We start from the raw sequence: 18364 nt of genomic DNA on the forward strand, positions 1-18364 counted from the left end.
GGCGGCCCGCGCGCCCCGCCTCAGCTCGCCTCCCCGTCCACGCACTCACCCCACTCCTTGTCCAGATCGAGCTGCTCGCTCGGCTGCGTCAGCGAGAACCAGTTGCCCGAGTCGTCGCGGAATATCGCCTCGATGCCGTACGGCCGTGCCTGCGGTTCCTGAAGGAACTCCACACCCCGGCCCTTGAGCGTGGCGTACTCGGCATACGCGTCATCGGTCGTCAGGACACCCGACCCCAGCAGCCCCTTGCGCACCAGCCCCTTCAACGCCTCGGCGGACTCCGCGTCCATACCCGCCCCGCCCGGCACCATCAGCGTCAGCTCCACCCCCGGCTGATCCTTGGCCCCCACCGTCAGCCAGCGCATGCCCTGCTCGCCGCCCATCCGCATGTCCGTACGGACTTCGAGCCCGAGCTTCTCGGTGTAGAACTCCTTGGCGCGATCCTGGTCGAGCACCCAGACGGTGCTGATCGCGAGACCTTTGATCATGACTCTCTCCTCCTGCCGTGCGTCACCGCTCGCCCGCCGCCCGTCGTGAGCGCGGTCACATCTCGATGCTGACATGCACCACTGACAACGGCCCGCCGCGTTGCGCATCCGCATCTGCGCTACGCATCGTGACGCATCTCTCACGCAGCGCTGCCGTGCGGCGTAACGTGGCCGGGAACGGGGTTGCAGCGGGCAACCCGCAATGAGTGGCGGTGAGTTGTGCCTCCTCGCAAGGACACCGACGCGTCGGTGAGCGTCCCGTGCTTCTACGGCGCCGAGTTGCGCTTCCAGCGGGAGCAAGCGGGCTTGACCCTGGAGCAGTTGGTGGAAGGCAGCTTCCGGGGCCTGTCCTTCCTCAGCCAGATCGAACGCGGCGAACGCGGCATGCCGAAGGATCTCGCCGTCCACGTCGACAAGAAGCTCGGCACGAACGGCTTCTTCGAGCGGCATTGCACGGCGGTGCAGAAGGCGCGGCTGGTCGGGCATCCGACCTACTTCGCGAGCATCCCAGAGCTGGAGAAATCCGCCGCGACGATTGAGGAGTGGGCCCCCTTCCTCGTGCCGGGGCTGCTCCAGACCAAGGCGTACGCCACGAAGATCGCGAAATCCGCAGCATGGTGGGTCTCTCCCGAGACCATCGAGAAACGCGTCCGTGCGCGGATGGCGCGTGCCGAGTTCTGGAAGCAACCCGACCGGGCCACGTTCTGGGCGGTACTGGACGAGTCGTTGGTTCGCCGACCGCTGCTCACGCCGAAGGAGATGGCCGAGCAGCTTGAACACATCGCCCAAGTGATGCGGTCCAGCAAGGGTGTTGTGCAGATCCTCCCTGAATCGGAGGGCGACCACACCCTCATGATGGGGCTGCTGAGGATCATGACTTTCCCGGACGCCCCACCACTCGTCTACATGGAGGGCGATCACAGCGGCCAAACCATCGACTATCCGCCGCTCGTGAGGGACTACCGAAGGTCGTACGATCTGCTTCGGGCCGCCGCGCTGTCCCCTACGGCGTCCCTGGCCCGGATCGAGAAGGCGGCAGAGGAGTTCCGAAATGGCAGTCACAACACTCGACTTGAGTGACGTCCACTGGCGCAAGAGCAGCTACAGCAACGCTGAAGGCGGCGAATGCCTGGAGGTCCGCGACGACCTCCCCGGCCTCGTCCCCGTCCGCGACAGCAAGGCCCCGCACGGCCCGGCGCTCGTCTTCCCGGCGGCCGGCTGGTCCACGTTCATCTCGGCCGTCAAGGACGGTGGCCTGTCCGGCAGTTGACCGGAGTCCCGCAGCGCACGGAAAAGCGGCCCCCGAATACCGGGGGCCGCTTCCGTACCGAGAACGGTCGACGGGTCAGACGGTCTCTGCCACCGCAGCCCGCGCCGCCGGAGCGTCCCCACCCTCCTTGTTCCCGGTCGTCGTGGGGCCGCCGCGCAGCGGAATCTCCTTGAGGTACCAGGCCGCGACGAAGCCGATGATGCTGACCGCGGCGCCCCACAGGAAGACGTGGTGCGTGCCGGTGGCGACCGCGTGCGTGTAGGCGTCACGGACCGCGGCCGGCAGCTGCGCCAGGCCCTTCGGGTCGAGCTGCGCGGCGCCACCGGACGGCAACTTGCCGCCGGCCGAACCGAGCCGCTCGCTCATCGTGTTCTGCACCTGCTTCGTGAAGATCGCGCCGAAGATCGCGACGCCGAAGGAGCCGCCGATCGTCCGGAAGAGGGTCGCGGAGGACGAGCCGACGCCCATGTCCTTCATCTCGACGCTGTTCTGCGCGATCAGCATCGTGGTCTGCATCAGGAAGCCCATGCCGGCGCCGAGCACCGCCATGTAGAGGCCCGAGGTGAAGCGGGTGGTGTCGGTGTCCATCAGGGACAGCAGCGCCAGACCCACGGTGATCAGGCCGCCGCCGACCACCACGAAGACCTTGTACTTGCCGGTCGACGTGGTGACCCGGCCCGCGAACAGCGACACCGCCATCATCGCCAGCAGCATCGGAAGCAGCAGCAGGCCGGAGTTGGTGGCCGACGCGCCCTGCACGGTCTGCTGGAACAGCGGCAGGAAGGTCATCGACCCGAACATCACGAAGCCGACGAGGAAGCCGATGAGGGTGACCAGCGAGAAGTTGCCGTTACGGAAGATGTGCAGCGGCAGCACCGGCTCCGCGACCTTCATCTCCACGACGAGGAACAGCCCGATCGCGACGACGCCGAGCGCACCGAGCCCGATGATCACCGGCGACAGCCAGTCGTACTCGGTCCCGCCCCAGGTGGTGATGAGCACCAGCGAGGTGATGCCGACGGTGAGCAGGAGAGCGCCGACGTAGTCGATCCGGGTCTCCGCGCGCTTCTTCGGCAGGTGCAGCACGGCGGTCACCATGACCAGCGCGATGGCACCCAGCGGAAGGTTGATGTAGAAGCTCCAGCGCCAGCCGAGGTGGTCGGTGATGGTGCCGCCGACCAGCGGCCCGCCGATCATCGCGACGGCCATGACGCCGGCCATCATGCCCTGGTACTTGCCGCGCTCACGCGGCGGAATCAGGTCGCCGATGATCGCCATCACGCCGACCATCAGACCGCCCGCGCCCAGGCCCTGAACGGCGCGGAAACCGATCAACTGCCCCATGTCCTGGGCCATTCCGGACAGCGCGGAGCCGATCAGGAACAGGACGATGGACGACAGGAAGACGCCCTTGCGTCCGTACATGTCGCCCAGCTTGCCCCAGATCGGGGTGGAGGCCGCGGTGGCGAGGGTGTACGCGGTGACCACCCAGGACAGGTGCTCAAGACCGCCCAGTTCGCCGACGATGGTCGGCATCGCGGTGCCGACGATCATGTTGTCCAGCATCGCGAGCAACATCGCGATCATCAGCGCGAACAGCACCACCCGCACGCTGGCGGACTGTTTGCCGCCCGGTGCCGCTGCCGGTCCGTCCCCCGCTGGGGTCGCTTTCTGCGACATCCCCACATCACTCCCACTTACTTGCCGCCCGGCTAGTTCAGTACAGTGAGGAAAGGTAAGCCGCCAACTAGCCGGGCGTCAAGTAAGTTAATTCCGCGCGCCCGCCCAGCCACCCCCACTACGCAGGAGAGCACCGTGAGCACACCGCAGGCGCGCAGGAGCAACACCCGCCAGCGCATCCAGGACGTCGCTCTGGAACTGTTCTCCGAACACGGCTACGAGAAGACGTCGCTCCGGGAGATCGCCGAGAAGCTGGACGTCACCAAGGCGGCGCTCTACTACCACTTCAAGACCAAGGAAGACATCGTCATCGGCCTCTTCCAGGACCTCGCGGCGCCGATCGACGAGCTGGTGACCTGGGCCGAGGGTCAGCCGCGCACCCTGGAGACCAAGACCGAGGTGATCCGCCGCTACAGCGAGTCGCTGCGCAGCGCGGAACCCCTGTTCCGCTTCATGCAGGAAAATCAGGCGGCCGTACGGGATCTGAGCGTCGGCGAGACCTTCAAGCAGCGGGTGCTCTCACTCTTCGCGCTGCTCAAGGAGCCGGACGCGGAGATGATCGACCAGGTGCGGTGCCTGACGGCGCTCTTCTCGATGCACGCGGGCATGTTCGCCATGCAGAACGTCAAGGGCGACCCCGAGGAGAAGCGCAAGGCCATCCTCGAGGTCGCCACAGAACTGGTCACGGCGGCCAACCCGCCGAGCCGCCGGCCAGCCCGGCCGGACTCAGCTCAGACGGAGTCGCCGTGAGCCCGCAGGAATCCGGTCGGCTCGATGCCCGACCCGTAGTTGGGGCCGGTGCGGACCTCGAAGTGCAGGTGGGGACCGGTCGAGTTACCGGTGCTGCCGGACAGACCGATCTGCTTGCCGGTCGAGACCTGCTGACCGACCTGGACCTGGATCTGTGACAGGTGCGCGTACTGGGTGTACGTGCCGTCGTCGTGCTTGATCACGATGGCGTTGCCGTACGCGGGGCCGTCGCCGCCGCCGTTCGGGCCCGCCTTGACGACGGTGCCGTGGTGGACGGCCTTGACCGGGGTGCCGCTCGGCACGACGAAGTCCTGACCACTGTGGTTGTTCGTCCAGTGGCTGCCGGCGATGCCGAAGGGCTGGCCCATCGTGTACTTGTCGACCGGCTTGACCCAGGCGTTGGCCTTCTCCGCGGCGGCCTTCGCGGCGGCCTTCTTGTTCGCCGCCGCCTTCGCCTCGGCCTGCTTGGCGGTCTGCACCGCCTTCACCTGGGCGTTGGCCTGCGCGGTGACCGTGGAGCTGACGTTCGACGTGAGGCTCGTGAGGCCGGAGTCCGCGGCGTTGGCCACACCCGCGCCGAGGGCGACGGTGGCGCCGAGACCGGCCGCGACCACGAAGGTGCGGGACCGGAGAGCGGACTTCTTGGAATTGCGGAACGCGGTGAACTTCGACATGCGGGTTGTACCTCCGAAAAGGAACGGGAAGGGAATGCGATCCGGCTGCGGACCGGCATCGCCATCCCTTGGTAACCCGCCATCGCCGCCCCGCCAAGACCCCTTTCTACTACCCCGAGCCGTATCAGAAGCCGGGGAATTGACCCCACGCACTCCCCTCACCCGCCCCCGACCAACCCACCGAAACCTCCCATCCCGAACCCGGACAGACACCCCCCATACCACCACCCAACAGGCAATATCCCCACACACGCCACGCCGACCCGACACCCCACCCCCCACCTGCCACACGCCCTCCACCCCCCAGAGCAAAAGGTCCCGCACCCCCCTCCAGCAATTCCCCTAATGCATCTAGTAGGCCCTTATCGGCCTGTGCGACAAGTCACCGACACATAAGATCCAAAGCCTTTCCGCGGGCCTTTGGAGTGTCCGTTTCGGGACCAAGGGCCTTTGTGACGGGGGTTACTCGGGCTTTGTGGCCTGGGTTACTCACGGCCCGAAAAATGCCCGAATTGCCGGGAAATCGCTCCTGTTGTTTCCGTCTCACGCCCCCGGAGAGGCCCCGGATCCGCCACGGGGCCATCGGGTCACCTGACCGACCCCACGGCCTGGATGGACGCCCTGAGGGCACACCCAAGGCCACTGGGCAGCGCCATGGCCCGCCTACGGACCAGGAGGCCCCTGAACCAGGGACCGTGACCGACAGGGCGCCCCCGCAGCCGCCCCCGGCCGGGGCGCCCCTCTCACACAGATACGGCACCGCCCCGGACCGAAGAACGGTTCCGGGGCAGTGCCGTATCTGTGCGCGGTGCGCGGGCGCCGGTGGGCGCCCTCGCGGTTACGCGTCCTTGCTGAGGTTCGTCGAACCCGAACCGCCGGCCGTGGACTCGATCGGCGGGGCGTCGGGCAGTGCCGACTTCTCCTCGCCGCGGAAGGTGAACTTGGCGTTCTCCCCCTCGCCCTCGATGTCGACGACCACGATGTGGCCCGGACGCAGCTCGCTGAAGAGGATCTTCTCCGAGAGGGCGTCCTCGATCTCGCGCTGGATCGTGCGGCGCAGCGGACGGGCGCCGAGCACCGGGTCGTACCCGCGCTTGGCGAGCAGCGACTTGGCCTCGCCGCTCAGCTCGATGCCCATGTCGCGGTCCTTGAGCCGCTCGTCCACCTTGGCCAGCATGAGGTCGACGATCTGGATGATGTCTTCCTCGGTCAGCTGGTGGAAGACGACGGTGTCGTCGACACGGTTGAGGAACTCGGGGCGGAAGTGCTGCTTGAGCTCTTCGTTGACCTTGTTCTTCATCCGCTCGTAGCTGGACTTGCTGTCGCCCTGGGCCGCGAAGCCGAGGTTGAAGCCCTTGGAGATGTCCCGGGTGCCGAGGTTGGTCGTCATGATGATGACCGTGTTCTTGAAGTCCACGACCCGGCCCTGGGAGTCGGTCAGTCGACCGTCCTCCAGGATCTGCAGCAGCGAGTTGAAGATGTCCGGGTGGGCCTTCTCGACCTCGTCGAAGAGCACGACGGAGAACGGCTTGCGGCGCACCTTCTCGGTGAGCTGGCCGCCCTCTTCGTAGCCGACGTAGCCGGGAGGCGAACCGAACAGCCGCGAGACCGTGTGCTTCTCGCTGAACTCCGACATGTCGAGGGAGATCAGCGCGTCCTCGTCGCCGAACAGGAACTCCGCCAGCGTCTTGGACAGCTCGGTCTTACCGACACCGGAAGGGCCGGCGAAGATGAACGAACCACCGGGACGCTTGGGGTCCTTGAGGCCGGCCCGGGTACGGCGGATGGCCTGCGAGAGCGCCTTGATGGCGTCCTTCTGGCCGATGACGCGCTTGTGCAGCTCGTCTTCCATCCGCAGCAGCCGCGAGGACTCCTCCTCGGTGAGCTTGAAGACCGGGATGCCGGTGGCCGTCGCCAGAACCTCGGCGATCAGCTCCTCGTCCACCTCGGCGACGACGTCCATGTCGCCGGCCTTCCACTCCTTCTCCCGCTTCGCCTTCGCGGCCAGGAGCTGCTTCTCCTTGTCGCGCAGACCCGCGGCCATCTCGAAGTCCTGCGAGTCGATCGCGGACTCCTTCTCCCGGCGCACGTCGGCGATCTTCTCGTCGAACTCGCGCAGGTCCGGCGGTGCGGTCATCCGGCGGATGCGCATCCGCGAGCCGGCCTCGTCGATGAGGTCGATCGCCTTGTCCGGCAGGAACCGGTCCGAGATGTAACGGTCGGCGAGGGTGGCGGCGGCGACCAGCGCGGAGTCCGTGATGGACACCCGGTGGTGCGCCTCGTAGCGGTCCCGCAGGCCCTTGAGGATCTCGATGGTGTGCGGCAGCGACGGCTCCGCGACCTGGATCGGCTGGAAGCGGCGCTCAAGGGCCGCGTCCTTCTCCAGGTGCTTGCGGTACTCGTCGAGCGTGGTGGCGCCGATGGTCTGCAGCTCGCCTCGGGCCAGCATGGGCTTGAGGATGCTCGCGGCGTCGATCGCGCCCTCGGCGGCGCCCGCACCCACCAGGGTGTGGAGCTCGTCGATGAACAGGATGATGTCGCCGCGGGTGCGGATCTCCTTGAGGACCTTCTTCAGGCGCTCCTCGAAGTCACCGCGGTAGCGGGAGCCGGCGACCAGGGCACCGAGGTCGAGGGTGTAGAGGTGCTTGTCCTTGAGGGTCTCGGGCACCTCGCCCTTGACGATGGCCTGCGCCAGGCCCTCGACGACCGCCGTCTTGCCGACGCCGGGCTCGCCGATGAGGACCGGGTTGTTCTTGGTACGGCGGGACAGCACCTGCATGACCCGCTCGATTTCCTTCTCGCGCCCGATGACCGGGTCGAGCTTGGTCTCGCGAGCGGCCTGCGTGAGGTTGCGGCCGAACTGGTCCAGGACGAGCGAGGTCGAGGGGGTGCCCTCGGCCGGGCCGCCTGCGGTGGCGGCTTCCTTGCCCTGGTATCCGGAGAGCAGCTGGATGACCTGCTGCCGCACCCGGTTCAGATCGGCGCCCAGCTTCACGAGGACCTGGGCTGCGACGCCCTCGCCCTCGCGGATCAGGCCGAGCAGGATGTGCTCCGTACCGATGTAATTGTGGCCGAGCTGAAGGGCCTCGCGGAGCGAAAGCTCCAGCACCTTCTTGGCACGGGGGGTGAAGGGAATGTGGCCGGACGGAGCCTGCTGGCCCTGCCCGATGATCTCCTCCACCTGCTGGCGGACCGCCTCGAGCGAAATCCCGAGGCTCTCCAGGGCCTTAGCGGCGACACCCTCACCCTCATGGATCAGGCCCAGGAGAATGTGCTCGGTGCCGATGTAGTTGTGGTTGAGCATCCGGGCTTCTTCCTGAGCCAGGACGACAACCCGCCGCGCGCGGTCGGTGAACCTCTCGAACATCGTAAATCGCTCCTCAGAGCGGTCGGGCAGATGAGGGGGCGGTCCCCTCCCTGTCCTTCCGCATGCTAGTCCCGCAGGGCGGGACAGCTCATTCCAACTGCCGACACCCGTACGCGGCTCACCCCACTCTCGTAGGGAAGTCACCTGCCCCGAACAGCCGACAACTGCTCCAACCCGATGGTGCGAGACGATGTTCCCGCAGGCCAGGCATATACGCCCACCACCACTACGCCCGTGGCGAACGCTGCCCGTTCCGACGCGCCTGCCCCGCCGCCCGCCGTGAAGCCGGGCGGCGCGCATTCTGCGCCGTCACACCGTCTTTTCCCATGGTGAATGTCTTACCCGCTGCCACTGACACTCCATGCGACAACGGCCCGGTCCATCCGCTACGGGCGAACAACTCTGACCGGATCCGTCCCGCCGAATACCCCCGCACACCCGGCTCACCAGGCACGTCGCGTATCGAGGCGTCAACCCAGCGTAACTTCCCGGTTTTTCGGGAGTTGCACCGGGCATGGCTCACGCGCTCCCGCGTCCCCGTCCGCCCCGCGCCGCCGTACGCCGGTGGTACGAGGAGGAGCTGGGCTGGCCGACCACCGGTACGGAGCCGGTGGAGCTGCTCACGGGGCTGCGTTTCGACGTCCTGGAGATGCCGGCGGAGGCGGGTCACGCCGTTCTGCGACGGCTGCGGCGCACCGGCCCTGTGGCGCTCGTCGGCGGCACTCCGTCTCCCTGTGCGCCGCACGGAGCGGCCCTTGTGGAGGACGGTCACCGCGGCTGCGCCCCTGCCGTGAGCGACGGGATTCTCCCTGCCGATCGGCCGAAAATCCTCATGCTCGTGGCTGCCGGTGGCGCCGAGGAACTGCCCGGAATCCTGGAATGGCTGGAGTGGGGGGCGCTCGCGCCCGATCTCACGGCGCGGGGCGCCGGAGGGCGGATGCCCGCTCCGTCATTCCCGAGTTCCGGACCGTCGTCGTACGGATTCGGCTCGCGGGAGGCCGCGGGATGGGTGCGGCCTCCCGAACCGGGATACGAGACCGAGAATTCCCTGCCCACCACGGGGTTCGGGGCAGGTTTCGGGGACGGTGGTGACGCCCCCGATCTCGTACGGCTCGTGAGCGCGGCGGCGACGGAATGCCACCGGGCCCGGTTGCTGCGTGCTCGTAATGACCAAACCGATCGCGCCGGTGGCGATCAGCCGTTGGCCTTCTCGTATGCCTCGCGAATGTCGGCGGGCACACGGCCGCGGTCATTGACGTTGTAGCCGTTGTCCTTGGCCCACGCGCGCACCTTCGCGGTGTCCTGGCTGCCGCCGGAAGCCGCACGGGCCTTGCCGCGGCCGGAAGAAGAACGACCACCGGTACGACGGCCGGCCTTCACGAAGTCGCCAAGCGCGGTGCGCAGCTTGTCGGCGTTGGCGGTGGTGAGGTCGATCTCGTAGGACTTGCCATCGAGAGAGAACGTCACGGTCTCGTCGGCCTCGCCGCCGTCGAGGTCGTCGACAAGAAGAACCTGAACCTTCTGTGCCACCGGGTTTCCCTTTCATCGAATGTGGATTACGACGGAAAGCAAACCGCTTTTCCCGGAAAAACACAAACCCCTGGGTAGGGTTCACTTGCCCGCCGACAGGGGAACGCATCGCCCGGTAGGCATGAGATAGGGGCGCGATTCGGACATAGAACGCTGTCAGAGGTGCAGAAGCATGCGGCTGTTACCCAGGGTGTTGGGCTTCACTCGTTCGAGTCCCAGGAACTCGGCAACGCCCTCGTCATAGGAACGCAGCAGCTCGCTGTAGACATCACCGTCCACGGGAGTCTCACCGATCTCCACGAACCCATGCTTGACGAAGAAGTCGACTTCGAAGGTGAGACAGAAAATGCGGCGCACTCCGAGCCAGCGCGCGGTGCTCAGCAGCTTGGCGAGGACTTGGTGGCCGACGCCGGCGCCCTTGAGCTGGGGATCCACCGCCAGTGTGCGCACCTCGGCGAGGTCTTCCCACATGACGTGGAGTGCGCCGCAGCCCACCACCTCGGCGTCTTCGTCGCGCTCGGCGACCCAGAACTCCTGGATGTCTTCGTAAAGGGTGACGGTGGCTTTGTCGAGCAGGATCCCGTCGCGGGAGTAGGAGTCGATGAGGTGGCGGACGGCCGGTACATCGCTGGTCCTGGCGCGGCGTACGGTGAGCCCTATTGAATGCGGAGGCATGCCGGGACGCTATCGCCCCTTGCCGCCTGGGGCCGCTCCGGGTTCATCGCCTTCCCCTGAAGCCGCTGCGTCCGCATCGTGCGCCTCCTGGGCACCGGTGGTGCGTCCGGTGTCCGGGGCGGGTTCCGTGCCCTGCCGGGGAGTGTCATCCGGTGCGGCGGCGCGTTCCGCGGCTTCCGTGAGTTCGGCCGGATCTTCCGGGTCACCGGGTTCGTCCGGTTCATCGGCCTGCACCATTCGTACGGCGTCCCGGAGTGCATGGCGCTGTTCCGGCGACATCATGCCGAAGAAGGCGACGAGAGCAGCCGCCTGGTTGTCACTGGTCGACCATGCTTCGTTCATCAGTGCGGCCGAGTAAGCGGCGCGAGTGGAGACCGCTTCATATCGATAGGCGCGGCCTTCTGCTTCGCGGCGCACCCAGCCCTTCTGATGAAGGTTGTCCAATACGGTCATGACCGTCGTGTAGGCGATCGACCGTTCCTTCTGCAGATCTTCCAGGACTTCTCGAACGGTGACCGGGCGGTTCCACTCCCAGACCCGCGTCATGACCGCGTCTTCCAGATCACCCAATGGTCTCGGCACACCTGAAGAATAGTGGGAGATGTCTCGAATGCCGGTTCATCTCGGGTGCGTTTACGCAGGAAAACGACGTACGGCCCGGGATACCCGTCCCGGGCCGTACGTGGTGTGCGAGCGGCGGGCGCCCGCGGAAATGCGCTGGATTCAGGCGCCGTGCACGGTGGGTTCCTGACGGGCCGACTCGGTGCGGCTGAGCACGTCGGCCGCGGCGTCTTCCTTCGCCTTGTTCTCGCCGCCCTGGCTCTTGATGATGACGACGATCAAAGCGGTGAACGCCACGGCCATCACTACCGGCGGGAACAGCGCTGCGACGTAATCCATGGCGTTGGCCTCCTTGGGGCGAGAGGATTCCAGAGTACGCAGCGCTCAGGCGGTGCGGGCCGCGGGGGGCGGCGCGGGCTTGCGCCGCGGCGGGAAGACCTCACCGGGTGTGGGGATCGGGCGGTCGGGCCGCGGCGCCTTGCGATCGCCGGGCCGCGGTGTGGGGCGCGGGGCCGGCCGGGGCGGCTCGTCGGCGCTGCGGGCGGCCGGCAGGACCCGCAGCCGGGCACGTACGGACAGTTCGGCGAGCTGCTCGCAGCGGCTCAGCAGGGCCGCCCTGCGGTCGCGCTCGGCCGGTCCTGCGGGCTGTCCGGCCAGCGCGCGCAGGGCCGCGAGGTCGTCGGGGCCCGGTACGCAGTCGGCGGACAGCGCTTCCTGGAGCCGTGCGAGGTAGCCGGCGGCGGAGCCGGGCAGGGTTTCGCGGTAGCGGGCGAGGTCGGCGAGCAGGAAGGCGCGCAGCCGGCCGCCTTCGCGGACCGCTTCGTCCACCGCTTCGTCCAGCCGGAGGTACTCCTGGAGGCCCGTCTCCCCGTCCGGGCCGAAGGGGCCGAGCGGGGCGGTGGGGGACGTCGACCGGATGGCATGGGCGAGGGCGCGACGGAGCACACGCAACTCGTCGGCGCTGAACGCCATGCCGCCGCGGGATCCGTATGGCATAGGCATGCGGCGGACTTTACGACCAATTAGGACAAAAGCCATTCAATTGCGAGCGGCGGCGCGGCCACGGGCGAGGCCGTGGCGGGCGCCACGCGGCCCCGGCGGGCGGCCGGGGCCGGATTCCCGGGGCCGCGGGCCCGCGGGGGCTCCGTGGGCCCTTTGCGGGCTCTCCCGGCGGCCGTCGGGGCCATCCGTCCGCGCGCCGGGCGCTCAGGGCCGGGCGACGTTGCGCTCGTAGACCAGGCGCAGGCCGATCAGGGTGAGCCAGGGCTCGTGCTCGTCGATCACCGACGACTCGCCCAGCACCATCGGCGCCAGCCCGCCGGTGGCGATCACGGTCACCTCGTCGGGGTCGTCGGACAGTTCCCGCGCCATGCGCTGGACGACGCCGTCGACCTGGCCTGCGAAGCCGTAGAGGATGCCGGACTGCATCGCCTCTACGGTGTTCTTGCCGATGACGCTGCGCGGCCTGGCCAGTTCGATCTTGCGGAGCTGGGCGCCCTTGACGCCGAGTGCCTCCACGGAGATCTCGATGCCGGGCGCGATGACGCCGCCAACGTACTCGCCGCGGGCGCTCACCGCGTCGAAGGTGGTGGCGGTGCCGAAATCGACGACGACGGCGGGCCCGCCGAACAGCTCGACGGCCGCCAGCGCGTTGATGATCCGGTCCGCGCCGACCTCCTTCGGGTTGTCCATGAGGATCGGCACGCCCGTCTTGACGCCGGGCTCCACCAGGACGGCAGGGACGTCCCCGTAGTAGCGGCGGGTGACCTCGCGCAGCTCGTGCAGGACGGAGGGGACGGTGGAGCAGATGGCGATGCCCTCGATGCCGTCACCCAGTTCGTCGCCGAGCAGCGGGTGCATGCCCATCAGACCGTGCAGCAGGACGGCGAGTTCGTCGGCGGTGCGGCGGGCGTCGGTGGAGATCCGCCAGTGCTCGACGATCTCCTCGCCGTCGAAGAGCCCGAGGACGGTGTGGGTGTTGCCCACATCAATGGTCAGCAGCATGGCGGTCAGTGGTCCTCGCGCTGGTCGCCGGTCACGTCGTGGCCCGCGACCGGCCCGCCGTCCGCGTCATCGGCGTCGCCCTCGCGCAGGTCGAGGCCGATGTCGAGCACCGGGGACGAGTGTGTGAGCGCGCCCACCGCCAGGTAGTCGACGCCGGTCTCCCCGTACACCCGGGCGTTGTCCAGGGTGAGGCGTCCTGAGGACTCCAGGATCGCGCGGCCCGCCACCAGGGCGACGGCTTCCACGGTCTGCGCCGGGGTGAAGTTGTCCAGCAGGATGAGGTCGGCGCCCTCGGCGAGGATCGGGGGGATCTGGTCGATCCGGTCGACCTCGACCTCGATCGCCACCCCGGGGAACTCGGACCGTACGGCGGTGAACGCCTCGGCCACGCCGCCGGCCGCGACGACGTGGTTGTCCTTGATCAGCGCGGCGTCCGACAGCGACATCCGGTGGTTGACGCCGCCGCCGCAGCGCACCGCGAACTTCTCCAGGGCGCGCAGTCCCGGCGTGGTCTTGCGGGTGTCCCTGACCTTGGCCTTGGTGCCTTCCAGGGCGTCCGCCCAGGCGCGGGTCGCGGTGGCGATGCCGGACAGCCTGCCCAGGATGTTGAGCGCGCTGCGCTCGGCGGTGAGCAGGTCGCGGGTGCGGGTGGTGACGCTGAGCAGCTTGGTGCCCGCCGCGACGCGGTCGCCGTCCTCGACGTGCCGTTCGACGGCGAACTCCTCGGTGCAGACGATGGAGAGCACCGCCTCGGCGATCCGCAGCCCGGCGACCGTCCCGGCCTGGCGGGCGGTGAAGTCACCGGTGGCCACCGCGTCTTCGGGGACCGTCGCGACGCTGGTGATGTCCACACCCTGGTCGAGGTCCTCCTCGATGGCGAGGTGCGCGATGTCCTCCACCTGGACGGGGTCGAGGCCCGCCGTCACCAGGAGGGCGGCCAGGTCCGGGTCGAGTCCGCAGCTGAGCGGGTCGAGTTCGTACCCGCCGTCGTCGGGCCCGCCGCAGCCGCAGGCATCGCCGCAGCCACCGCCGGGGGCGTCAGCGGCTGCGGCGTCGCGCCCGCCGATCTGGAGGAGGGGGAGGTCGTCGGGGGTGCTGCTCACGGGGTGCGCTCCGAATCGGGGAGGGAAGTAACGGGTGCTGCGGGACGGTTGGTGTCCTTCTCGGGGACCGTGGGCGGGAAACCTGCCGTCCCGGTGGTGCGGACGGCCAGGGCACGGTCCGCATCCAGGGTGATGCGGAAGTGGCGGCTCCAGGATGTGTCGTCCCGGTCCGGGTGGTCCTCACGCCAGTGGCATCCGCGCGTCTCCTCACGGCGCTGCGCGGCGGCGACCAACACCCGGGCGACACACAGCAGGTTGGTCGTCTCCCACGCCTCGACACCGGGCTCGGGTGCCTTGGGCGCCGGCGCCGGCGCAGTGGCGGCTTCCGGCGCGGCCGGGCGGGCCGTGGCCTCGCGGTGGAGGCGGTCGAGCTGCGCGGCGGCCCGCGCGAGACTGTCGGCGCTGCGCAGCACTCCGGCGCCCGCGGTCATGATCCGCTGCACCTCGATACGCGCCTCGGGGGCGAGCAGCGGCAGCGGGGCGCCCGGGGCGGGCTTCGCGTCCACGCGTCCCGTCCCGTCGCTCCCGATGGCGTCGGCGCCTCCGGTGGCATCACCGCTCCCGGTGATGTCGGCCGCGATGCGTTCGGCGAAGACCAGGCCCTCCAGAAGGGAGTTGGAGGCGAGCCGGTTGGCCCCGTGGACGCCGGTGCAGGCGACCTCACCGCAGGCGTAGAGGCCCGGCACCGTCGTCCGGCCGTGGAGGTCGGTGCGGACGCCGCCGGAGGCGTAGTGGGCGGCCGGGGCGACCGGGACGGGCTCCGTGACGGGGTCGATGTCATGGCTGCGGCAGGCCGCGAGGATGGTCGGGAAGCGGCTCTCCCACATGTCCGCGCCGAAGTGCCTGGCGTCCAAGTACATGTGCTCGGCGCCCTGTTCGGCCGCCCTGCGCATGATCTCCTTGGCGACGATGTCGCGCGGCGCCAGTTCGGCGAGTTCGTGCCTGCCGACCATGAAGCGGGTGCCGTCGGCGTCGACAAGGTGGGCGCCCTCGCCCCGTACCGCCTCGGAGATCAGCGGCTGCTGGCCCTCGGCGTCGGCGCCCAGGTAGAGGACCGTCGGGTGGAACTGGACGAACTCCAGGTCGGACACCTCGGCTCCGGCGCGCAGCGCGAGCGCGACACCGTCACCGGTGGAGACCGCCGGGTTCGTGGTCGCCGAGAAGACCTGGCCCATGCCGCCGGTGGCGAGGACGACGGCCGGGGCGTGCACGGCGCCGACGCCGTCGTGCTGCCCCTCCCCCATCACGTGCAGGGTGACGCCGGACGCACGGCCCCTGGCGTCGGTCAGCAGATCGAGGACGAGGGCGTTCTCGACGGTACGCAGTCCGGCGGCGCGCACCGCCGCGACGAGCGCGCGGGAGATCTCCGCTCCGGTGGCGTCGCCGCCCGCGTGCGCGATGCGGCGGCGGTGGTGGCCGCCCTCCCGGGTGAGCGCGATGTCGTCGCTGTCCGGGGCGGTGTCGAAGCGTGCGCCCGCGGCGATCAGCCGGTGCACCGCGGCGGGGCCCTCGGTCACCAGGGTGCGGACGGCCGCTTCGTCGCAGAGACCGGCGCCCGCCACCAGGGTGTCGGCCAGATGCTGCTCCGGGGTGTCACCCTCGCCGAGCGCCGCGGCGATCCCGCCCTGGGCCCAGCGGGTGGAACCGTCGTCCAGGCGGGCCTTGGTGACGACCACCGTCCGGTGTCCGGCCGCGGCGCACCGGAGGGCGGCGGTCAGCCCGGCGACACCGGACCCCACGACCACCACGTCCGCCTCGATGGCCCACCCCGGGGCGGGGGCCTGAAGGCGTATGCCGGTCGGGCCGGGCTCGTTTCCTGTTCCGGTGGCGGTCATCGGGGCGCTCCGAGGGGGCCTTGAGGAATGGAGGGAGAAGGAGGAGCTGTGGGGCGGGGAGTGCCCTCCGGGGCGGCAGGGCAGGGCTGTTGGCCACCGAAGGTGAGACGGATGTTGTCGATGAGGCGTGTGGTGCCCACGGTGGCGGCGAGGGCGAGCACTGCCTCACCCTCGTAGCCGTCGGTGACCTCGGTGAAGTCGGACGGGTCGACCAGCGCCACGTAGTCGACCGCGAGCGGCGGATCGAGGACGGCGGCGTCCGCCAGGACCGCGCGGGCGGCGGCGCGCGCCACGGACGGGCCGCGCGCCGCCTCGGCCGCTGCCTGCGCGACGGCGTGCGCGTCCGCGGCGGCCCGGTCCTCGCCCAGAGCCGCCAGCGCTTCGGAACGCCGTTGCGCGCGCTGCCCGGCGGAGCCGGCGCGTTCCCGCAGCGCCTCCTGGGCGGCGGTACGGTCACGGGCCGCGAAGAGCGCGGCGGACAGCGCGAGCGCGGTCCTGCGCTCCGGCGTGGAGAGGTAGCGGTTACGGCTGGAGAGGGCGAGACCGTCCGCCTCCCGGACCGTCGGAACGCCGGCGATCTCCACGGGGAAGTTGAGATCGGCGGCCATCCTCGTGATGACCGCGAGCTGCTGGGCGTCCTTCTCGCCGAAGAACGCGACGTCAGGGCCGGTGAGGTGCAGCAACTTGGCGACCACCGTCAGCACTCCGTCGAAGTGCCCCGGGCGGCTGGCGCCCTCCAGGACCGCACCCATGGGCCCCGCGACGATCCGCACCTGGGGCTCGCCGCCCGGGTAGACCTCGTCGGCGGAAGGGGCGAAGACGACATCGGCACCGGCCTCACCGGCCAGCACCACATCGGCGTCGAGGGTGCGCGGATAGCGGTCCAGATCCTCGCCCGCGCCGAACTGGAGCGGGTTGACGAAGACGGTGACGACGACCTGCCCCTGGGGGCCGACCCGCTCCCGTGCGGCCCGCATCAGGGTGGCGTGGCCCTCGTGCAGCGCCCCCATGGTCATCACGACGGCACGCCCGCCACCGGAGCGCGCCAGACCGCGCAACTCGGCGGCGGTGTGCACCAGTTGGGGGCACGGCTGCCGGCTCGGGGCGGTCATCGGGTGTCGCCTCCGTGGGGGCCCTGGCCGGGGCCTTCGTCGGGGTCGTCGGGACCGGGGCCTTCGTCGGGGCGGTCGGGGCCGTCGTCGGACGGCCGGTTTTCGGACGGCCCGCCCTCGGGGTCCTCGTCCGCGGACGGCCGCCCCTGGGAAGCCGGGCTCCCGGACGCCTCCCCCGTGGCGACGTCGGCGAGCACACCGAGGAGGTCCTCGGCCAGCTCCGGCTTGAGGAGGCCGTGGGCCAGCGCCCGGTCCGCCGTCGTACGGGCCATCGCCAGGTAGCCGGCGACGCTCTGCGGGGCGTGCCGGCGCAGTTCGGTGACGTGGGCGGCGACGGTGCCCGCGTCGCCGCGCGCGACCGGCCCGGTCAGGGCGGCGTCACCGGAGCGCAGCGCATTGTCGAGGGCGGCGCCGAGCAGCGGGCCGAGCATCCGGTCCGGGGCATCGACCCCGGCGGTGCGCAGCAGCTCCAACGACTGGGCGACGAGCGTGACCAGGTGATTCGCGCCGATGGCGAGCGCCGCGTGGTAGAGCGGACGAGCCGATTCCGCGATCCACTCGGGTTCCCCGCCCATCTCGATGACCAGCGCCTCGGCCGCCATCCGCAACTCATCGGGCGAGGTGACGCCGAAGGAACAGCCGGCCAGCCGCTGGACGTCCACCGGCGTGCCCGTGAACGTCATCACCGGGTGCAGGGCCAGCGGCAGGGCACCGGCCCGGGTGGCCGGATCCAGCACGGCGGTTCCGTAGCGGCCGGACGTGTGCACCAGCAGCTGCCCCGGCCGCACCGCGCCGGTCGACGCGAGGCCCGTCACCAGATCGGCCAGGGCGTCGTCGGGAACCGTCAGAAGTACGAGGTCGGCGCGGGCCAGGACCTCGGCGGGCGGCACCAACGGCACGTCGGGCAGCAGCGCAGCCGCACGCCGCACGGAGGCGTCGGAGACTCCGGAGACGGCGACCGGGCGGTGTCCTGCGAGCTGTAGCGAAGCGGCGAGGGCGGGGCCGACGCGCCCCGCGCCGACAACTCCGACGGTCAGTCGGGCCGGGCGGTCGTGGGCCTCGATGGGCGGGATTGCATTCACGCGGCGGTGCCTTCCGTTCCAGTCCGCGGGGGGTACCGGACGATTCATCGCCATGCTACGCGAGTGCTTCCTGCGCACTTGAGGGTCTCGCGAAGGGTGAGACGCGCGTCTCGTCGGCCGCTCGGGCCGGGGCCGCGGCGGGCTCGTCGCAGCCGCTTCCGAGCTGTTTCCGAGAGTTATCCACAGGGCTCGCGGCGTCGTGCGCGGCTGCGTCATGATCTGGGCAACGACGC

17 protein-coding genes and 2 pseudogenes are annotated in these 18364 nt (G+C 69.8%); 5 read left to right on the forward strand and 14 right to left on the reverse strand.

The annotated features are described in order from the left end of the window. Positions 1–20: 20 nt before the first annotated feature. Positions 21–488 carry a VOC family protein gene (locus ACIBK8_RS20400; protein ID WP_399043223.1) on the reverse strand — a complete coding sequence of 156 codons (468 nt, stop codon included), beginning with the start codon at positions 486–488 and terminating at the stop codon, positions 21–23. A gap of 219 nt (positions 489–707) precedes the next feature. On the opposite strand from ACIBK8_RS20400, the gene ACIBK8_RS20405 reads away from it, so the two are divergent. Further along, positions 708–1568 carry a helix-turn-helix transcriptional regulator gene (locus ACIBK8_RS20405; protein WP_227050004.1) on the forward strand — a complete coding sequence of 287 codons (861 nt, stop codon included), beginning with the start codon at positions 708–710 and terminating at the stop codon, positions 1566–1568. Next, positions 1540–1758: a DUF397 domain-containing protein gene (locus ACIBK8_RS20410; protein ID WP_227050005.1), complete on the forward strand. Its 219-nt coding sequence runs from the start codon at positions 1540–1542 to the stop codon at positions 1756–1758. Before ACIBK8_RS20405 ends, ACIBK8_RS20410 begins: the two co-directional genes overlap by 29 nt. A gap of 75 nt (positions 1759–1833) precedes the next feature. On the opposite strand, the gene ACIBK8_RS20415 is transcribed toward ACIBK8_RS20410, so the two are convergent. Next, the gene (locus tag ACIBK8_RS20415) at positions 1834–3438 is read right to left on the reverse strand and encodes an MDR family MFS transporter (protein ID WP_399043224.1); all 1605 of its coding nucleotides are present in this window, start codon (positions 3436–3438) and stop codon (positions 1834–1836) included. A 135-nt stretch (positions 3439–3573) separates the two neighbouring features. On the opposite strand from ACIBK8_RS20415, the gene ACIBK8_RS20420 reads away from it, so the two are divergent. Further along, positions 3574–4188, forward strand: a complete 615-nt coding sequence (locus ACIBK8_RS20420; protein WP_399043225.1) for a TetR/AcrR family transcriptional regulator — start codon at positions 3574–3576, stop codon at positions 4186–4188. Here the strand turns inward: ACIBK8_RS20420 and ACIBK8_RS20425 are convergent. Continuing rightward, entirely contained in the window at positions 4170–4862 is a 693-nt protein-coding gene (locus tag ACIBK8_RS20425) for a M23 family metallopeptidase (RefSeq protein ID WP_399043226.1), read from the reverse strand. The two genes, ACIBK8_RS20420 and ACIBK8_RS20425, sit on opposite strands and share 19 nt — an antisense overlap. 838 nt (positions 4863–5700) lie before the next feature. Continuing rightward, positions 5701–8229 carry an ATP-dependent Clp protease ATP-binding subunit gene (locus ACIBK8_RS20430; RefSeq protein ID WP_393686533.1) on the reverse strand — a complete coding sequence of 843 codons (2529 nt, stop codon included), beginning with the start codon at positions 8227–8229 and terminating at the stop codon, positions 5701–5703. 514 nt (positions 8230–8743) lie between these two features. Between ACIBK8_RS20430 and ACIBK8_RS20435 the strand changes: the two are divergent. Next, a pseudogene (locus ACIBK8_RS20435) lies at positions 8744–8947 on the forward strand (hypothetical protein); the annotation flags it as partial. A gap of 102 nt (positions 8948–9049) precedes the next feature. Then, positions 9050–9493 (forward strand): annotated as a pseudogene (locus ACIBK8_RS20440) (SCO3374 family protein); the annotation flags it as partial. Here the strand turns inward: ACIBK8_RS20440 and ACIBK8_RS20445 are convergent. The 10 genes from ACIBK8_RS20445 to ACIBK8_RS20490 all read right to left on the reverse strand — a co-directional run bounded on the left by ACIBK8_RS20445 (position 9424) and on the right by ACIBK8_RS20490 (position 18131). Beyond that, on the reverse strand, positions 9424–9759 hold the full coding sequence (locus ACIBK8_RS20445) for an Lsr2 family protein (RefSeq protein ID WP_393686534.1): 336 nt from the start codon (positions 9757–9759) through the stop codon (positions 9424–9426). The pseudogene ACIBK8_RS20440 and the gene ACIBK8_RS20445 overlap by 70 nt on opposite strands. Positions 9760–9915: 156 nt before the next feature. Continuing rightward, complete coding sequence (locus tag ACIBK8_RS20450; RefSeq protein WP_393686535.1) at positions 9916–10434, reverse strand: amino-acid N-acetyltransferase; 519 nt, start codon at positions 10432–10434, stop codon at positions 9916–9918. A gap of 9 nt (positions 10435–10443) precedes the next feature. Continuing rightward, a complete protein-coding gene (locus ACIBK8_RS20455) occupies positions 10444–10980 on the reverse strand; it encodes a BlaI/MecI/CopY family transcriptional regulator (RefSeq protein WP_399043389.1) in 537 nt (178 codons plus the stop codon). 177 nt (positions 10981–11157) lie between these two features. Further along, entirely contained in the window at positions 11158–11334 is a 177-nt protein-coding gene (locus ACIBK8_RS20460) for a hypothetical protein (protein ID WP_399043227.1), read from the reverse strand. A gap of 45 nt (positions 11335–11379) precedes the next feature. Beyond that, a complete protein-coding gene (locus ACIBK8_RS20465) occupies positions 11380–11997 on the reverse strand; it encodes a hypothetical protein (RefSeq protein WP_399043228.1) in 618 nt (205 codons plus the stop codon). Positions 11998–12201: 204 nt separating this feature from the next. Further along, on the reverse strand, positions 12202–12999 hold the full coding sequence (locus ACIBK8_RS20470) for a type III pantothenate kinase (RefSeq protein ID WP_393686538.1): 798 nt from the start codon (positions 12997–12999) through the stop codon (positions 12202–12204). Between the two features lie 5 nt (positions 13000–13004). Further along, positions 13005–14102 (reverse strand): carboxylating nicotinate-nucleotide diphosphorylase, encoded by a 1098-nt coding sequence (gene nadC, locus ACIBK8_RS20475; protein ID WP_399043229.1) that lies wholly within the window; start codon positions 14100–14102, stop codon positions 13005–13007. Further along, the gene (locus tag ACIBK8_RS20480; protein WP_399043230.1) at positions 14099–15937 is read right to left on the reverse strand and encodes an L-aspartate oxidase; all 1839 of its coding nucleotides are present in this window, start codon (positions 15935–15937) and stop codon (positions 14099–14101) included. The genes nadC and ACIBK8_RS20480 overlap by 4 nt, the downstream gene beginning before the upstream one ends. Beyond that, positions 15934–17049, reverse strand: coding sequence for a pantoate--beta-alanine ligase (panC, locus tag ACIBK8_RS20485; RefSeq protein ID WP_399043231.1), 1116 nt, complete (start codon positions 17047–17049; stop codon positions 15934–15936). The genes ACIBK8_RS20480 and panC overlap by 4 nt, the downstream gene beginning before the upstream one ends. Next, a complete protein-coding gene (locus ACIBK8_RS20490; protein WP_399043232.1) occupies positions 17046–18131 on the reverse strand; it encodes a Rossmann-like and DUF2520 domain-containing protein in 1086 nt (361 codons plus the stop codon). The genes panC and ACIBK8_RS20490 overlap by 4 nt, the downstream gene beginning before the upstream one ends. Positions 18132–18364 lie beyond the last annotated feature (233 nt).

Source organism: Streptomyces sp. NPDC050161 (assembly GCF_044460025.1).
GTDB lineage: Bacteria > Actinomycetota > Actinomycetes > Streptomycetales > Streptomycetaceae > Streptomyces.

What these genes read in the sequence shown, in the direction of transcription:
- ACIBK8_RS20400 (WP_399043223.1), bottom strand. Translation starts at nt 488, where the DNA reads ATGATCAAAGGTCTCGCGATCAGCACCGTCTGGGTGCTCGACCAGGAT.
- ACIBK8_RS20410 (WP_227050005.1), top strand. Translation starts at nt 1,540, where the DNA reads ATGGCAGTCACAACACTCGACTTGAGTGACGTCCACTGGCGCAAGAGC.
- ACIBK8_RS20415 (WP_399043224.1), bottom strand. Translation starts at nt 3,438, where the DNA reads ATGTCGCAGAAAGCGACCCCAGCGGGGGACGGACCGGCAGCGGCACCG.
- ACIBK8_RS20425 (WP_399043226.1), bottom strand. Translation starts at nt 4,862, where the DNA reads ATGTCGAAGTTCACCGCGTTCCGCAATTCCAAGAAGTCCGCTCTCCGG.
- ACIBK8_RS20430 (WP_393686533.1), bottom strand. Translation starts at nt 8,229, where the DNA reads ATGTTCGAGAGGTTCACCGACCGCGCGCGGCGGGTTGTCGTCCTGGCT.
- ACIBK8_RS20450 (WP_393686535.1), bottom strand. Translation starts at nt 10,434, where the DNA reads ATGCCTCCGCATTCAATAGGGCTCACCGTACGCCGCGCCAGGACCAGC.
- ACIBK8_RS20455 (WP_399043389.1), bottom strand. Translation starts at nt 10,980, where the DNA reads ATGACGCGGGTCTGGGAGTGGAACCGCCCGGTCACCGTTCGAGAAGTC.
- ACIBK8_RS20460 (WP_399043227.1), bottom strand. Translation starts at nt 11,334, where the DNA reads ATGGATTACGTCGCAGCGCTGTTCCCGCCGGTAGTGATGGCCGTGGCG.
- ACIBK8_RS20465 (WP_399043228.1), bottom strand. Translation starts at nt 11,997, where the DNA reads ATGCCTATGCCATACGGATCCCGCGGCGGCATGGCGTTCAGCGCCGAC.
- ACIBK8_RS20470 (WP_393686538.1), bottom strand. Translation starts at nt 12,999, where the DNA reads ATGCTGCTGACCATTGATGTGGGCAACACCCACACCGTCCTCGGGCTC.
- ACIBK8_RS20480 (WP_399043230.1), bottom strand. Translation starts at nt 15,937, where the DNA reads ATGACCGCCACCGGAACAGGAAACGAGCCCGGCCCGACCGGCATACGC.
- panC (WP_399043231.1), bottom strand. Translation starts at nt 17,049, where the DNA reads ATGACCGCCCCGAGCCGGCAGCCGTGCCCCCAACTGGTGCACACCGCC.